At 71.1% G+C, this 14,769-nt stretch carries 11 protein-coding genes; 5 read left to right on the top strand and 6 right to left on the bottom strand.

What is annotated here, in order from left to right:
• Window positions 1–28: 28 nt before the first annotated feature.
• Complete coding sequence (locus AC5L36_RS06960) at window positions 29–1,180, bottom strand: DUF418 domain-containing protein (RefSeq protein ID WP_441220763.1); 1,152 nt, start codon at window positions 1,178–1,180, stop codon at window positions 29–31.
• Between the two features lie 381 nt (window positions 1,181–1,561).
• Window positions 1,562–3,871 carry an alpha/beta hydrolase family protein gene (locus AC5L36_RS06955; protein ID WP_441220761.1) on the bottom strand — a complete coding sequence of 770 codons (2,310 nt, stop codon included), beginning with the start codon at window positions 3,869–3,871 and terminating at the stop codon, window positions 1,562–1,564.
• A gap of 273 nt (window positions 3,872–4,144) precedes the next feature.
• Here AC5L36_RS06955 and AC5L36_RS06950 point away from each other — a divergent pair, with 273 nt between their 5' ends.
• The 3 genes from AC5L36_RS06950 to AC5L36_RS06940 are packed head-to-tail and all read left to right on the top strand — an operon-like array spanning window position 4,145 to window position 6,803.
• Entirely contained in the window at window positions 4,145–4,708 is a 564-nt protein-coding gene (locus AC5L36_RS06950; protein ID WP_441220759.1) for a SigE family RNA polymerase sigma factor, read from the top strand.
• Complete coding sequence (locus tag AC5L36_RS06945) at window positions 4,705–5,883, top strand: TolB-like translocation protein (RefSeq protein WP_441220757.1); 1,179 nt, start codon at window positions 4,705–4,707, stop codon at window positions 5,881–5,883. The genes AC5L36_RS06950 and AC5L36_RS06945 overlap by 4 nt, the downstream gene beginning before the upstream one ends.
• 38 nt (window positions 5,884–5,921) lie before the next feature.
• Window positions 5,922–6,803, top strand: coding sequence for an LLM class F420-dependent oxidoreductase (locus AC5L36_RS06940; RefSeq protein ID WP_441220755.1), 882 nt, complete (start codon window positions 5,922–5,924; stop codon window positions 6,801–6,803).
• A gap of 67 nt (window positions 6,804–6,870) precedes the next feature.
• Here the strand turns inward: AC5L36_RS06940 and AC5L36_RS06935 are convergent, their stop codons facing one another.
• Both AC5L36_RS06935 and AC5L36_RS06930 read right to left on the bottom strand, forming a co-directional pair.
• Complete coding sequence (locus tag AC5L36_RS06935; protein ID WP_441220753.1) at window positions 6,871–7,401, bottom strand: hypothetical protein; 531 nt, start codon at window positions 7,399–7,401, stop codon at window positions 6,871–6,873.
• A 93-nt stretch (window positions 7,402–7,494) separates the two neighbouring features.
• Entirely contained in the window at window positions 7,495–8,268 is a 774-nt protein-coding gene (locus AC5L36_RS06930; protein ID WP_441220751.1) for an endonuclease/exonuclease/phosphatase family protein, read from the bottom strand.
• A 64-nt stretch (window positions 8,269–8,332) separates the two neighbouring features.
• Between AC5L36_RS06930 and AC5L36_RS06925 the strand changes: the two genes are divergently transcribed.
• Window positions 8,333–9,367, top strand: a complete 1,035-nt coding sequence (locus tag AC5L36_RS06925; RefSeq protein WP_441220749.1) for a hypothetical protein — start codon at window positions 8,333–8,335, stop codon at window positions 9,365–9,367.
• Window positions 9,368–9,566: 199 nt separating this feature from the next.
• Window positions 9,567–12,566 (top strand): 3-keto-alpha-glucoside-1,2-lyase-like domain-containing protein, encoded by a 3,000-nt coding sequence (locus AC5L36_RS06920; protein WP_441220747.1) that lies wholly within the window; start codon window positions 9,567–9,569, stop codon window positions 12,564–12,566.
• A gap of 54 nt (window positions 12,567–12,620) precedes the next feature.
• On the opposite strand, the gene AC5L36_RS06915 is transcribed toward AC5L36_RS06920, so the two are convergent.
• The gene (locus tag AC5L36_RS06915) at window positions 12,621–13,037 is read right to left on the bottom strand and encodes a BP74-related protein (RefSeq protein WP_441220745.1); all 417 of its coding nucleotides are present in this window, start codon (window positions 13,035–13,037) and stop codon (window positions 12,621–12,623) included.
• Between the two features lie 153 nt (window positions 13,038–13,190).
• On the bottom strand, window positions 13,191–14,612 hold the full coding sequence (locus AC5L36_RS06910; RefSeq protein ID WP_441220743.1) for a cellulase family glycosylhydrolase: 1,422 nt from the start codon (window positions 14,610–14,612) through the stop codon (window positions 13,191–13,193).
• Window positions 14,613–14,769: the final 157 nt, after the last annotated feature.

Raw genomic sequence — 14,769 nt, 5'->3', positions numbered from 1 at the left:
CGCCTGGGGGCGGTGAGGGCGTGGGTGGTTAGCGGCGGCCGTAGGTGACGCGGCGGGTGAGGACCTCGAAGGGGCCGCGGTATCCGGCGCGGCGCATGTGGTCGGCGAGGACGACGGTGACGGTCCAGGTCGCGGTCGCCAGGAGGGCGGTGCCGGCGACGGTGAGCGTGCCGGACATGTCAAGCAGAAACGGCGTGAAGACCGCGGCCCACACCAGCGACTGCGCCAGGTAGCAGGTCATCGAACGCTGGCCGGTGGCCGCGATCGCCTCGACCACCGCGCCGCGGCGGTCGCGCAGCCGGAGCGCGATCAGCGACAGCAGGGCCGCGTAGCCGATGCCGCCCAGGACGCCGGTGCTGTCGTGCAGGGGGCCGAGCAGTTCGAGTGCCGACCGGTCCGGGATGCTCAGGACGCCGGCGTGGATCAGCGACAGCGGCTGGGCGCCGACCACCGCGGCGCCGATCCCGACCGTGGCGGCGACGGTCAGCAGGGCGCGGTGCCGCTCCGGCTCCTCCAGGACGCGGCGGCGGCCGGCCAGCAGGCCGATCACGAACGGGCACATGAAGCCGATGGGTCCGCCCAAGGCGACGAACAGCGCCACCGGCAGCCGGTCGGCGAACATCGTGTCCGCGTTCGCCAGCATCGACGCGTCCGGGCCCTCGCGGCTGATCGCGAGCGAGCCTTCGCCCGGCAGCGAGACGAGCACGAAGAACAGGATGCCGGTCAGGAGCAGCCAGCGGTCCTTCCAGCGCACCATCCAGGCGCCGACGAACAGCAGCACGCCGTACGCGGTGAGGATGTCGCCGACGAAGAACAGCATCGCGTCGATCAGGCCGACCACGACGAGCACCGCGCCGCGCCGCCACAGCAGCCGCCGCACGTCACGCGGCCGGCGCCCCTCCTGGCGGCGCACGATGTGGGCGACGCCGTAGCCGAACAGCAGCCCGAACATCGGAAACGCCCGGCCGTCGACGAAGGTCGAGATCAGCCACGCGACCGCCGAGTCGACGGCGGAGCCGTCCAGCGGGTAGCCGCCCAGCACCGGGGAGCCGCGCAGGAAGTAGTGCGAGTTGGCCAGCGCGATGAACAGCAGCATGAAGCCGCGCGCCAGGTCGGGACCCAACGCCCGCGCGGTCGGGGCGGTGGGTCCCGCTGGTGGCGTCCGCAGATCGGCAGTCACGACCTCAAGCTATGGGCGTGCCACCGCCCTTCCACAGCGGCCAAAGACGGTCCACGCCGTACTTTCGGCTATACCCCGCTCTACCCACGGATCTAGAGACCTTTCGGAGTCAGGGTCCCTTTCGAGACAGGTTTCCCGGGTTCGCGTCAGCTGAGCGCACCGCCGCGTTCACGCCGTCGTGCGTACGGCGCCAGAGCCGTAAGGCTCAGCGCAGCCGCCGGGGTGGGCGCGACCAGCGGCGGACGGGTGAGGCCGCGGGAGCAGCGGTCTGGACCACGACGGACGTCGCGGTAGCTCAAATCTCGGTCCTAACAGGAATGTGGATCCAAGCCACCGCGACTCCGAAAGGTGTGGGGCGCCCGAAAATCTCTATCCCGCGGGCTAGGCGTCGTCGTCCTGGACGGTCAGCACGCCGTAGACGTCGCCGGCCGACGCGCCGCTGATGGCCTTGGCGGCCACGATGTACGTGCGGCCGTCGCCCGGCTGGGTGTTGCCGGTGACCTGGATGGGGATGGCGATGCTGGTGCTGCCCGGCGGCACCGGGACCACGCTCGCCGTCGCCGTGCCCGTGACCGGGTCTACGACGAAGACGCGTACCTGGCCGTTGCCGCTGCCGGTGACCCGGGCCGGCACCTGGTGGGTGACGGTGCCGGAGTCTCCTTCTTGGACGGTCAGCTCGCCGAGGTCGACGCGGGGCAGCGAGGCCGCCTGCGGCGCCGGCAGGCCGGGGCGCCAGCCCCAGGCGTCGATCAGCCAGACGCGGGCCCACGTCTCGCCGGCGCGTGGCACGATCTCCAGCGTCGCGATCTGGGCGAGGTTGAGCCCGGCGGCCGTGGCGTTGGTCAGCGGCATCCGCACTTCCTGCGCCCAGTCGTACGACGTCTGGGTCGGCGACGGCATCGGGTCGAGCGTGGTGGTGCCGAGCGTGGCCCGCCGGCCGGCGCTGTCGGTGATCGCGACGTCGAACTGGGTGCCGGGCGAGCCGGCCGGCACGACCACCCGCAGGGCCACGGCCTGGGCGTTGGACAGCGAGACCGCCGCCGGGGGCCGGAGGCTGACCGGGGTGCCCGGCGCGGTCCAGTGCACCCGCACCGCGTAACGGCCGGCCTCGGGGCGGACCGGCCCGAACTGGTCGAAGTGCGGGGCTCGCGAGTTGTCGCAGGTCGTCACCTGCTCGCACAGCACGCCGCCCGTACCACTGACCACTGTGGACGCTTCAGGCACCAGGAGCGGCGTGCGGTTGCCGCCGATCGCGTGGCTGAGCACGACCGCCGGGTCGACCGACGGGGCCCGGAACCCGGAGCCGTCGAGCAGCGGCCGCACCTGGTCGTTGCCGGCCACGAAAGTCGCGGCCGCGGCGGCGGCGTAGGTGGCGCCGACCTTCTGCTGCTGGTCGGGCGTCAGCCGGGTGGGGGAGACCGAACGGCACACCGGGTCGTGCGGGCTGGGGTAGTCGTCGAACGACGGCGCCGCCGACAGGCCGGGCGTCCACTCGGTGTTGAAGTAGTTGTGGTTGGCGCCGATCGCGAAGACCGCGCTGTGCAAGGCGAAGCCGCGGCCGACCCGGCGGGTCGCGTCCACGTACTGCTGGCCTTCGAGGTCGGCGACGTCACCGTCGCAGCTGGGCAGGATCGTCATCGACGGCACGTCGGGCGCCGGGTTCTGCGAAAGGGCAGTCGGTCCGACCAGCGCGAGCCCGCGGATCTGCCAGCGCACCGTGCCGGTGTACCCGTCCTGGCCGGCCGGCGGCGGGGTGAGGCTGTCGACCGCGGCCCGGCTGGCGCCCTCGCCACCGCGCGAGTGGCCGAACAGCAGCACCCGCGTCATGTCGGTCACCGGCGCCGACCGCACGATGGCGGGCGCGCTCGGGCGGCCGGTGCCGGCCCAGTCGGCCCAGCGCGCCAGGTGGGTGCGGACCAGCGACGAGCGGGCCTGCGCGCCACCGTCGCGCGGCGCGGCGATGACACCGTCCTGCGCGTTGACGCCGTTGGCGGAGATGGACACGGTCACGTACCCCTGCGAGGCGAGCAGCTGCTGGGCCCGCTGGTAGCCGCGGTAGCTCGGCACCGGCGTCCAGCCGGCCGGGCACGGCCAGTCGAGTGTCGGCTCCGCCGTGCCCTGGTAGCAGGTGGCGTGCCGGCCGTGCAGGAAGAGCACCAGCGGGCGCTGGCCCGACGCGCCCTGCGGCGCCACGACGAGCCCGCGCATCTCCACCGGCGCGGTGTAGCCGGGCAGCTGGATGTCCGGCAGCGTGTACTCGCCGGAGATCGTGGCGAACGAGCCGGGCGTGCCCGGGTCGACCGGGTTGGGCGGCAGCTGCGCCGCCGCGAAAGCCTTCCCGGCGACCGCGCCCGGACGGTCGGCGACCGGCACGTCAAGGCGGCGGCCCCCGGCCCGGACCTGGAGACCGGCCAGGTCGCGCGCCGCCACGCCGTCGACGGCGAGGCGGAACGTGCGCTGGTCGCGCGCCGCCACCGGCTGCCCCAAGAGTCGGTCACCGGCGTGGAAAGTGACCATCGCGTCGCCGATCGGCACCCGCTTCGGTGCGTGCCAAATCAGCTCGAACCCTTTGTCGCCGCGCTTTACCCGCCAGCCGTCCGGTGTGGCCGGATCTGCCCGCGCGGCCGCACCACCGCCCAACGCGAGCGCGAGCGACACCACCGCCGCGAGCACGCTTCTACCGACGCGCATCGACGTCCTCCCCCGTGTATTCCGTTGTGGTGGGCGCGCCTTGGGAGCGCTCCCATAGACCAGGAGTCTAATGTGCCCGCGTTAACGTGTCCATCGTGGACGATCATCGCTGGTGGGGGCGGCCGTCTTCTCGATGTTTGTCGATGCGCGTAACACTGTGACGGCTGGGTCGCGCGGTTTGGCACCGGTCGGCGGCAACCGTCGAAGGGCTTTCCGGCGTCAGGGGTGGCGCAAGAAGATGAGTCACCCCGACGCCGGACATCGGAGAGCCGCGTGACCTGGGAACTGTCCGCAAAAGAGGAGATCAGGCTGCCTGCGGCGGCGGAGGTGCGAGACTTCGACGCGTTCGTCAAGGTGCGCACGCCGGCCCTGCTGCGCGCCGCCTACCTGCTGACCGGCGACCAGCACCTCGCCGAGGACCTGGTGCAGACGAGCCTCGCCAAGGCGTACCGCCGGTGGCGCCGGCTCCGCGATCCGGCCTTCCTCGAGGCGTACACGCGCAAGGTCATGTACCACAGTCAGATCTCCATCTGGCGGCGCCGCCGCGTCCCGGAGTGGGTGACCGCCGAGCCGCCCGAGCCGCGGGGCGGCGCGTACACCGACGCGATGGCCGCGACGGACCTGCGCCTGTCCATGCGGGCCGCCCTCCTCAAGCTCTCCGCCCGGCAGCGTGCGGTCCTCGTGCTGCGGTTCTTCGAGGACTGCACCGAGGCGGAGGCCGCCGCCCTGCTCGGCGTGACGATCGGCACCGTCAAGTCGCAGACCTCGAAGGCGCTGGCGCGCCTGCGCGTCGTGGCTCCCGAACTCAGCTCCCTCACGGAAAGGCGCGAACAGTGACCGACCTCCTGCGCCACGCGCTCGACACGCTGGCCTCGGACGTGGAACTCGTCGACCTGAGCGACCGGGTACGCGCGACGGCCCGCCGGCTCGCGATGCGCCGGGCGGCCGCCGCCGGTGCCGGTGCCGCGGTGCTCGTCGGTGCGACGATCTTCACCACCGCACGCGTGTTCGCCCCGGCCGGGGGAGACGCGCCCCTGCCGGGCACCGTCGAAGCCTCGACGAGCTGCGCGGTCGCCGAGCAGCGGCCCCCCTGGCGCGACCCGGAGGGCTGGGCCACCCACACACCGCAGCCGACCGTCGACGAGCTCTTCTACCTCGCGCGGCACCCGGACCTGGCCACCGGCAAGTATCGGCTCGTCTCCTGGCAACCGGGCATGGTCCGACCGGTTTACCGCTGCGAACTACCACCCGAGGCGGCGCGCAACGCCACCGTCTCGCCGGACGGCAAGTGGGTCACCTGGGTCACCGGGGACGGCGCGCTGCACATAGCCGACCTGGCCGGGCGGGAGAACGACCGGATCCTGCGGCGCGGCGTCGATGGCGACCAGCTCGCCCCGGCCTGGTCGCCGGACGCGCGCCAGCTCATCGTCCGCGACGTCGGCGCCGGCGCGAAGCGTGCCGTGGTCGGCGTCGTCGACCTGTCGGACGGGCGCTTCACCCCGCTGCGGCGCAACCTCCCCGACGCCCGGCACCTGGTCTGGTCCGCCGACGGCACCGCCATCGCGTTCGTCACGCCGGCCGGTGCGGTGATCGTGGCCAGGCCCGACGGCTCGCAGCCCCGGGCCGTGCCCAACCTCGACCGGATCACCGAGGACGGTCGCCGGATCACGGGCGTGCAGAGCCTGTCCGGCCCGACCGGGCCCGACGGGTGGCGGTGGCTGGCGATCTCGGTGGACGGCGGCCGCGCGGGGCAGGACCCGCCGCGCTCGTCGACGAGCAACGCGATGATCAACGGCAAGGACGGCAAGGAGGTCGCGGCCGTCGGCGGCGTGGGCGGGTACGCGGAGTTCCAGGCGTTCTTCCGGCACGAGCCCGGCCAGAGGGCGTTTACCCACCTGCTGCGCCGGGTCGGCGGCAACCACGGCATCGAGCTCGTCGGCGGCAACGGCGAGTACTGGGGCGGCGGAGAAGAGCCGCCCGCGCTGGGCGACTTCGTGCTCCTCGGCTCGTAGCCCGCCGGCCCCCGGAAAGCTCTATTAGGGTGAGCCGCATGGACGCGGGCATCCACTTCCGACACTTCACCAACCCCGGCGGCGACGCGGTGATCGCGCCCTTGCTGGCCGACACCGCGAAGGTCGCCGACGAGGCCGGCTTCGCGCTGTTCACGGTCATGGACCACTTCTTCCAGATGGAGAAGATGTGGCCGGCCGAGGAGCCGATGCTGGAGGGCTACACCGCGCTCGGCTTCGTCGCCGCGCACACCTCCCGCATCCAGTTGGCGACGCTCGTGACCGGCGTGACCTACCGCCACCCGGGCCTGCTGGCCAAGACCGTGACGACGCTCGACGTGCTGTCCGGCGGCCGGGCCGTGCTCGGCATCGGCGCGGCGTGGTACGAACGCGAGCACCTCGGGCTCGGCGTGCCGTTTCCGCCGCTGGCGGAGCGGTTCGAGCGGATGGAGGAAGCGGTCCAGGTCTGCCTCCAGATGTGGAGCGACGACGACGGGCCGTACCGCGGCCGGCACTACACGCTCGCCGAGACGCTCAACCGGCCGCGGTCGCTGCGCCGCCCACGCCCGCCGATCCTCATCGGCGGCAACGGCGAGCAGAAGACGCTCCGGATGGTCGCCAAGTACGCCGACGCCTGCAACCTCACCGTCACCGGGATCGACGAGGTGCGCCACAAGATCGACGTGCTGCGCCGCCACTGCGAGCGCGAGGGGCGCGACATCGCCGACATCCGGATCACGGTGCAAAACGACATCGACCCGATCCAGGACCGCGACGAGTTTCTCCGCAACGCCGAAAAGCTCGCCGCGCTCGGCGTGCGTCACGTCCATCTCCGCGTGCCGCAGCCCGATCCGGTCGGCTTCGTCACCGGCGCCGCCGAGTCGGTGCTGGCACCGCTCGCGCAGATCGAGCCGGCCCACTAGCGCGGTGGCCCACGGCCTTCGGCAGCCGCTCACCCGGGCCGGCCGATGTTTGTCGCCGCCGCGCCAGCTACCAGCAGCCGCCGCACGCGGGGCGAACGTCGCCGTCCTGCATGGTGACGTCGCGGCTGTACGTCGCGTCCTTCTCGAGCAGCCGTGTCACCTCGACCGCCGGCGCCGAGAGGTCACGCGACACCTGCACGCAGTCGATGACCACGTCGTAGTCGGTGACCACGCAGGCCATGAAGTTGACGGCACCGTGCTTGACGTACCGACCCTCCGAGAAGGGCGTCAGCGACGCGTGTCGGTAGCGCCGCAGATCGTTGCGACTCAGGGTGCCCACCTGCTCGTCGCTTTCGTAGTGGGCCCACGCGAAGCTGGCCCGCTTGTCGCCGGAGCCGCAGTCGAGATGCCCGCTGAGCGTCAGAAACGCCTGGCCCCGCTGTGTGGCCTGCACCGTCAGCTCGATCGAGTCGATGGCCCCGCCGAAGCACGTCGCGCGGTGCCACTCCGGCTCGTCTGCCACCGCCATCGCCGGGCCGGGCGTGAGCGCCCCGACGACGACGGCGGTGACCAGGGCCGCCAAGGCTCGAACCACCACCGAACTCACCTCCCCCGTAACACCGACCGATCCAAGCACAGGAAGGAGTGACTGTCTGCCTCCGCGACGTGATCGACAACTTTCCTTGCTAGATCACGCAATCGTCAGGTCGGCCTCGATGCCGTAGTGGTCGGACAGGTACGCCGTGCGCCCGCCGGGCAGTGCCACCGCGTCCTGGAAGACGAGCCGCGCCCGCGCGTCCAGCGACCGGTCCGGTGTGGACCGGACCAGCACCTGGTCGAGCGCCGGCGGCGCCGGAAACCGTGCTGTGGGCCGGTAGGTGGGCGCCGTGTCACCGGCGAGCACGTCGCGCAGGCCGGCCGCCGCGGCGAAGGCGGTGAAGACCGGCGAGTCGCGCGGCACGTTGAAGTCGCCGGCCACGACCACCGGCAGATCCGGGTCAAGCGCCGCGACAAGTCCGGCCAGCGCGTCCATCTCGCGACGAGCGATCCGCGTGTACCGGTTGTCCGGCGCCCAGTCGCCGTCGCGGTTGGCGGACAGGTGGGTGTTGACCACCGCGAGCGTGCCGCCCGGGGTGTCCACGACCGCGACCTGCGCGCCCTTGCGCATCAGCAGCTCCGGGCGCGGCGGGCCGCCCATCGGGTACCGGACGAAGCGCCGGCGCACGAGCGGCCAGCGGGAGAGCAGCAACAGTCCACCGTGGAGCAACGGGAAGCCGCTCGCGTAGCCGTGGCCGAAGGCGGGCGTGAGCCGGCGCAGCAGCCGCACGCTGCCGGGGTGCAGCACCTCCTGGAGGCACACGATGTCGTAGGCCGACTCTTCGAGGATCGCGCCGAGCGCGCGCAGCCGGGGCCGGACGTGCCCGCGGATGAGCGCGTTGACGGTGAGCAGGCGGACGCGGGTCACCGGCACATTGTGTGACAGGTCGGCGAAAGGGTGGTGACAGGCCCGCCCGCCTACCCTTCGCTACGTGCGCCACCAGGGCATCGACGCGATGGGACGGGTCCGCTCCTACCTGACCGGGCCGGTCACGGTGGAGGGTTATCTGCGCGCCTGCGCGGAGCTCGACGAGTACACGCGGCGCGCGGGCGGCAGCAGGTGGTCGCTGCGCGGCCTCGTCGACAGCGCGGTGCCCGCGCGGGAGCTGGCCGACCGGCTGGCGTTCGACACGGCGATCGAGGTCAGCCAGGCGCCCGCGGTCGTCGACGGGCGCGGCCTCACCTGCCTCTGGATCGCCCGGAACACGCCGGACCGGCTGCCGCCACGGGAGATCCGCGACGAGGTGTTCCAGCAGATCCAGCAGGCCCGGATGTACCAGCGGGAACTGGAACCCGTCTTTCACGAGCGCGCCCACGCGCGGCTGGAGCGGGCCCGCGGGCACGGTCTGCGCCTGGTGTGCAACGACCCGTTCGGCGACTGGGGTTTCGGCGGCGTCGACGTGCCGATGTTCGTGCGGCTGCTGACCCACTTCTTCTACCTGGACGCCGGGACCGCGCGCGACATGGCGCACGGCCACGGGTATTCGACCGGCGGCAACTACGTCTTCGGGATGAACGGCCCGGACGGGCGGCTGATGTGCGTGTTCGTCATGGCGGTCTGGCCGTGGGGGCTGGAACCCACCTACACCATCATCGACCGCAAGCAGCTCCAGCCGATCGTCGACCTGAGCGTGGCGTCGGTGCTCATGCTCTTGGCCAACGCGCTGATCGTCGACCGCCACGGGCGGGACGCGCTGGTCATCGGCGAGGCGAACGCGCTCAACGCGCGCCCCTGCGTGCAGGCCGGCTTCGAGCCGCTCCCGCCCGTTTTCGACGACGGCCACCATCCCGTGCATACCAACGTGGTGTGGGCGGACAACCCGTTGGGCGACTTCGGCGCGCCCTACGGCTCCGCGACCCGCGTCCCCGGGTATCGCGAGGTGCCGTACACCAACTACGGGATCGGCGTGCTCGCCCCGCACAAGGTCGAGCGCTACCGCGACGCCGCACTGGACTTCCTGGCCTGACGGCATCGGTAGCGACTTTTATCTGTACGGATAAAAGTTTGAGATTATCGCTCTAAAGATCTGGCGGTGTCGAAAAATGTGGCCGATGATGTCCACTGCCGCCACGATCGAGGTTCACTCTCCGCTACCGGGCTGGCACCCTCGGCGCGGGGCTCGACGGCGGCTCCCACCGAGCACCGTCCAAGGAGGCACACTCCCGATGAGCCACCGAATGCCCCGCCCCGCGAGAGTGAGACGCCTGGCCGCGCTCCTCGGCTTCGCGCTCCTCGGCCCACTCACCGCCGCCGGCATCGCGCCGGACGCCGCCCGGGCCGCGGATCTGCCACCCCAGGAGCCGGGCGTCACTTTGCGTACGTATGACGTACGGGTGCCGCTCTCCACCATCTGCACGCTCAAGCCCGGACAGACCCCCAACGTCGACAAGCTGATGCCGGTCGTCGACTGGACCAGTGCGGCCGACTTCGGTTTCGAGGACAACTTCCTCACCCACGTCGTCGGCAACGTCAACATCCCCGCCGACGGCGCCTACACGTTCCGGCTGACCAGCGACGACGGCTCCCGGCTGTACCTGGACGACGCACTGGTGATCGACCACGACGGCCTGCACGGTGCGACGTCGAAGGACGCCACGATCACGCTGACCCAGGGTTATCACGCCCTGCGCGTCGAGCACTTCGAGGCGGGCGGGGGCCAGCAGCTCACCCTGTCGTGGCAACCGCCGGGCGCCACCGGGTTCGCCGTCGTGCCCACCTCCGTGCTGAGCACCGACGCCGGCGTCGTGCGGGTGACCGCGCCCGGCTACAAGGCGTGCCAGGGGGTCGACGACGCGCCGGGAGACGGCCTCCCGCTCGACTCGGTGCACCCCGACTACACGCTCACCGACCTGCGCCCCGCCGGCTTCGAGCCTCAGGTGTCCGCGATGGACTGGACCGCCGACGGCCGGCTGGTCATCGCCACCTGGGGCGGCAGCGACAAGCTGCTCGGCGAGGTGTACATAGTGGACAACGTGACCGGGCAGACCAGCGCCGGCCAGGTCACGTACAAGAAGGTCGCCGGCGGCCTCAAGGAGCCGATGGGCCTCGCCGTCGTCGACGGCACCATCTACGTCTCGCAGAAGCACGAGCTGACCGAGCTGCGCGACACCAACGGTGACGAGGTCGCCGACGAGCACCGCACGGTGGCGACGTGGCCGTTCGGCGGCAACTTCCACGAGTTCGCCTTCGGCATGCTCTACAAGGGAGGCAACTTCTACCTCAACCTGTCGGTCTCGATCAACCTCGGCGGCGCCACGACCGACCCCCAGCCGGCGAAGAACCGGGGCACCAGCATCGTGGTCAACAAGCGCACCGGCAAGGTGACGTACGTGGCCGGCGGCCTGCGCACGCCCAACGGCCTCGGGTGGGGCCCGGACGGCGAGCTCTTCGTCACCGACAACCAGGGCGGCTGGCTGCCCTCGTCGAAGCTCGTGCACATCCAGCAGGACCGCTTCTTCAACCACTACACCAACCCGGACGGGCCGTTCGACGCCAACCCGGTCACCAAGCCGGTGCTGTGGCTGCCGCAGAACGACATCGCCAACTCGCCGAGCACGCCGGTGCTGCTCAAGAAGGGACCGTTCCGCGGGCAGATGCTCATCGGCGACGTGACCTACGGCGGCTTGCAGCGCGCCTACCTGGAGAAGGTGCACGGCGAGTACCAGGGCGCGGTCTTCCGCCACACGCAGGGCCTGGAGGCCGGCGTCAACCGGGTCACCATCGGCCCCGACGGCGCCATCTACGTCGGCGGCCTGGGCTCGGACGGCAACTGGGGCCAGGCCGGCAAGCTCCGCCACGGCCTCCAGAAGCTGACTCCCAACGGCACCAACGCCTTCGACATGAAGTCGATGAGCGCCACCCGGGACGGGTTCAAGATCGAGTACACCCGGCCGCTCTCCACCGCCACCATCCAGAACATCGCGCAGGGCTACCGGCTCTCGCAGTGGCGGTACGCGCCGACGCCGCAGTACGGCGGCCCGAAGGTCGACGAGGAGACGCTCGCGGTCACCGGGGTGCGCGTTTCGCAGGACCGCAAGACGGTCACGCTGACGGTCGACGGCCTCAAGCGCGACCGCGTCGTCCACCTGCGCTCGCCGCGCCCGTTCACCGCCGCCAACGGTGACGAGCTGTGGAACACCGAGGCCTGGTACACCCTCAACAACATCCCCGGCCCGCAGCCGGACCAGGTCTTCTACGAGGCCGAGGAGAGCAACCGCGAGGGCGGCGCCAGCCTCGCCACCGACCACCGCGGCTACTCGGGCGTCGGCTTCGTCGCCGGGTACGGCAACCTGAACGCCTCCACCACCATCCACACCGAGGTGAGCGAGGCCGGCGAGTACGAGGTGGGGCTGCGCTACAGCAACGGGCCGAACCCGTTCTCGGGGGAGAAGAGCGTGAGCGTGTACGTCAACGGCCGCAAGGTCAAGCAGACCCTGCTGCCGTCCACGGTGACGTGGGAGGAGTGGGCGACCAAGACCGAGCGGCTCACGCTGCGCCGGGGCGTCAACGCGATCCAGTACCGGGTCGACGCCACCGACACCGGCCACGTCAACCTCGACCTGATCTCGGTGCGCAAGCCGAGCGAGCGGCTCGTGCTCTTCGCCGGCGGCGACCTGTCCGAGTGGCAGCACACCGACGGGCGGATGGCGTCGTGGGCCCGGGTCGAGGGCGGTGCGATGGAGGTCCGCAACGGCGATCTGCGCACCAAGCAGGCCTTCGGCGACTTCCGGCTGCACGTCGAGTTCAAGGTGCCGCTGCTCCCGCCGGAGGTCACCGGGCAGAACCGCGGCAACAGCGGCGTCTACCTCCAGGAACGGTACGAGATCCAGATCCTCGACTCGTACGGCGACCCGACCCGCGACAACAACGAGGCGGGCGCCATCTACCTCCAGAAACCGCCGGACGTCAACGCCGCGACCGCGCCGGAGACCTGGCAGAGCTACGACATCGAGTACCGCGCCGCCCGCTACGACAGCGCCGGCAACAAGACGGAGAACGCCCGCGTGACCCTGGTCTGGAACGGGGTGCGCGTGCACGACGACGTCGCCATCACCGGCCCGACCGGCGGTAGCATCCCCGAAGGACCGGCGACCGGATCCATCCGCCTCCAGGACCACGGAAACCCCGTGCAGTACCGCAACATCTGGATCGAGCCGCTGAGCTGACCGGCTGTCACGGCGGCCGTGCCGGGTTCGCTCGGCACGGCCGCCGCCAGCTCCCTAGGGCAGCGGGGTCATCTTGACCACCCGCGCGGACCACGGACAGTAGCGGTCGCTGGTGAGCGTGCCACTCTCCACATCGGACGGCAGCCCGTCGCAGACCTCGATGCTGAAGTCGACGAACTCCACGTCGTTCGGGTCGAGGTGCCAGCTGTACCCGATGTTGTACTCCGGCCCGGTGCGCACGATGAGGCCGTTCGGAAACTGGTTGCTCTGGTTGTTGAGGCTCGCGAACGCGGCCGTGATGTCGTTGGCGTCGACGAGGTGGATCCGGAAGAACTCGGTGTTGCTACCGCCGCCCACCCGGAGCTTGGCGACGTACTCGGTGGCCGGCGCGGCCACGGCCGGCGTGCCGGACACCGCCATCGCGACGGTCGTCGCCAGGGCGGACAGGATCGCTGTCATTCTGGCCCGCAAGGGTGCCTCCTCGGTCTGAAGTGACTGGCGCAGGGATCCGCGACCATCATCGTGGCGCGCTCTTTCAGATCGCTTTCACGCTCGCTTCACCCCGCGACAGCCGCGCGACAGGGCGCCCCACGTTCGTGGAGCGCCCTCGCGGAGGGGCGGTGTTCAGCTGGTGGGGAAGTTGTCCGGGGTCATGATGCGGCCGCGGATGAACTGGCCGGACGCCTTGAGCACGCCGTTGCCGCTGTAGTTGCCGCCGTTGCACGTGCCGGGCAGCAGCGCCGCGCTGCTCTCGGTGTGGTCGGAGAAGGTCCAGTTCGCGTAGCTGATCTTCAGCGAGTCGAGCAGGTTGAGCCAGGTGGTGCTGCTCGCCTGGTCGAACGGGCCGCTGCCGGTGTAGTCGACCGTGCCGAACTCCGTCACGAACAGCGGGATGCGGCTCGCCGCGCGGGTCACCGCGTCACGGTACGGGCCCTGGTGCGAGGCGGCGTAGAAGTGGAAGGCGTACATCACGTTCTGCGCGTTGACCGGGTTGTTGACGACCTCGTTCTCGTTGCCGCCCTCGGAGACGCCGAGCGAGGACCAGCCGCGGGTGCCGACGACGACGGGGCCGTCCGGGTCGTTGCCGCGGATCACCGGGATGACCTGCTCGGCGTAGCTCTTGATGGACGACCAGCTCACCCCGTTGGGCTCGTTGGCGATCTCGTAGATGACGTTGTTCTTGTTGGCGTGGCGGGCCGACACGTTCGCGAAGAACGTCCGCGCGTGCTGGAGGTTGATGTTGGGGTCGCCCGGCGTGAGGATGTGGAAGTCGATCAGCACGTACAGCCCGCGGGCGGTGGCCATGTCGACGAGGTTGTTCACCTGGTTGGTGAACGCGGTGGGGTTGGTCTCGTAGCCCTGCTCCTGCACGTACATGGAGACCCGGAAGAGGTCGGCCTTCCAGTCGTTGGCCAGCGCGTCCAGCGAGGCGTTGTTGTAGCAGCTACCGAACCACTGGATGCCGTGCGTGCTCATGCCGCGCAGCTGGATCGGCCGGTTGTACTGGTTGCACAGGTTGACGCCGCACACCCGCAGCTGGCCGTTGATCGCGACCGGCGTGGTCCCGGTCGGCGGCGGTGGCGTGGTCGGGCCGGTCGTCGGCGGCCGCGTGGTCGGTGCGCCGGTCGTCGGGCCGACCGTGCCGGTGCAGGTGGTCCCGTTGAGCGAGAAGCTGCCCGGCACCGGGTTGGCGCCCGACCACGAGCCGGTGAAGCCGATGCTCGTCGCGGCGTTGGTGGCGAGCGACCCGTTCCAGCCGTAGCTGGCGGCGGTGACCCGGGTGCCGGACTGCGTCCAGGTGGCGTTCCAGCCCTGCGTCACCCGCTGGCCCGCGTTGGCGAAGTCGAACCCGAGCGACCACCCGCTGATCGGGTCGCCCAGGTTGGTGATCTTCACGTCGCCCTGGAAGCCGCCCTGCCACTGGCTCACGATCGTGTAGTCGACCCGGCAGCCCGCCGCTGCCGTGGCGATGGCTTGCGGCAACACCGCCGCGGTGAGGCCGGCGGCTACCGCGCCGGCGAGGAGGAGTGCGGCAGAACGCTTCATGGGGCCCCTCATGCATAGAGAACGATTTATGGAAGCGCTCCCATGCTGGCTTTCCGGAAGGCGGCTGTCAAGCTGCCGGTATGCCCCCGTCCGCGCCAAGCCCGGTGTCCACGGCGCGTCGGTGATCGTTAGCCCAAAACCCGCGTTCGCGCCCGCG

The sequence above is a fragment of the Phytohabitans sp. LZ39 genome (genome assembly GCF_059359075.1).
The sequence above is the reverse complement of the archived record's forward strand: the minus strand, read 5'-3'. Positions and strand labels throughout refer to the sequence as shown.

Bases quoted from the DNA above. Each gene is read 5' to 3' on its own strand.
- AC5L36_RS06955 (WP_441220761.1), bottom strand. From the start codon at position 3,871: ATGCGCGTCGGTAGAAGCGTGCTCGCGGCGGTGGTGTCGCTCGCGCTC.
- AC5L36_RS06940 (WP_441220755.1), top strand. From the start codon at position 5,922: ATGGACGCGGGCATCCACTTCCGACACTTCACCAACCCCGGCGGCGAC.
- AC5L36_RS06920 (WP_441220747.1), top strand. From the start codon at position 9,567: ATGAGCCACCGAATGCCCCGCCCCGCGAGAGTGAGACGCCTGGCCGCG.
- AC5L36_RS06910 (WP_441220743.1), bottom strand. From the start codon at position 14,612: ATGAAGCGTTCTGCCGCACTCCTCCTCGCCGGCGCGGTAGCCGCCGGC.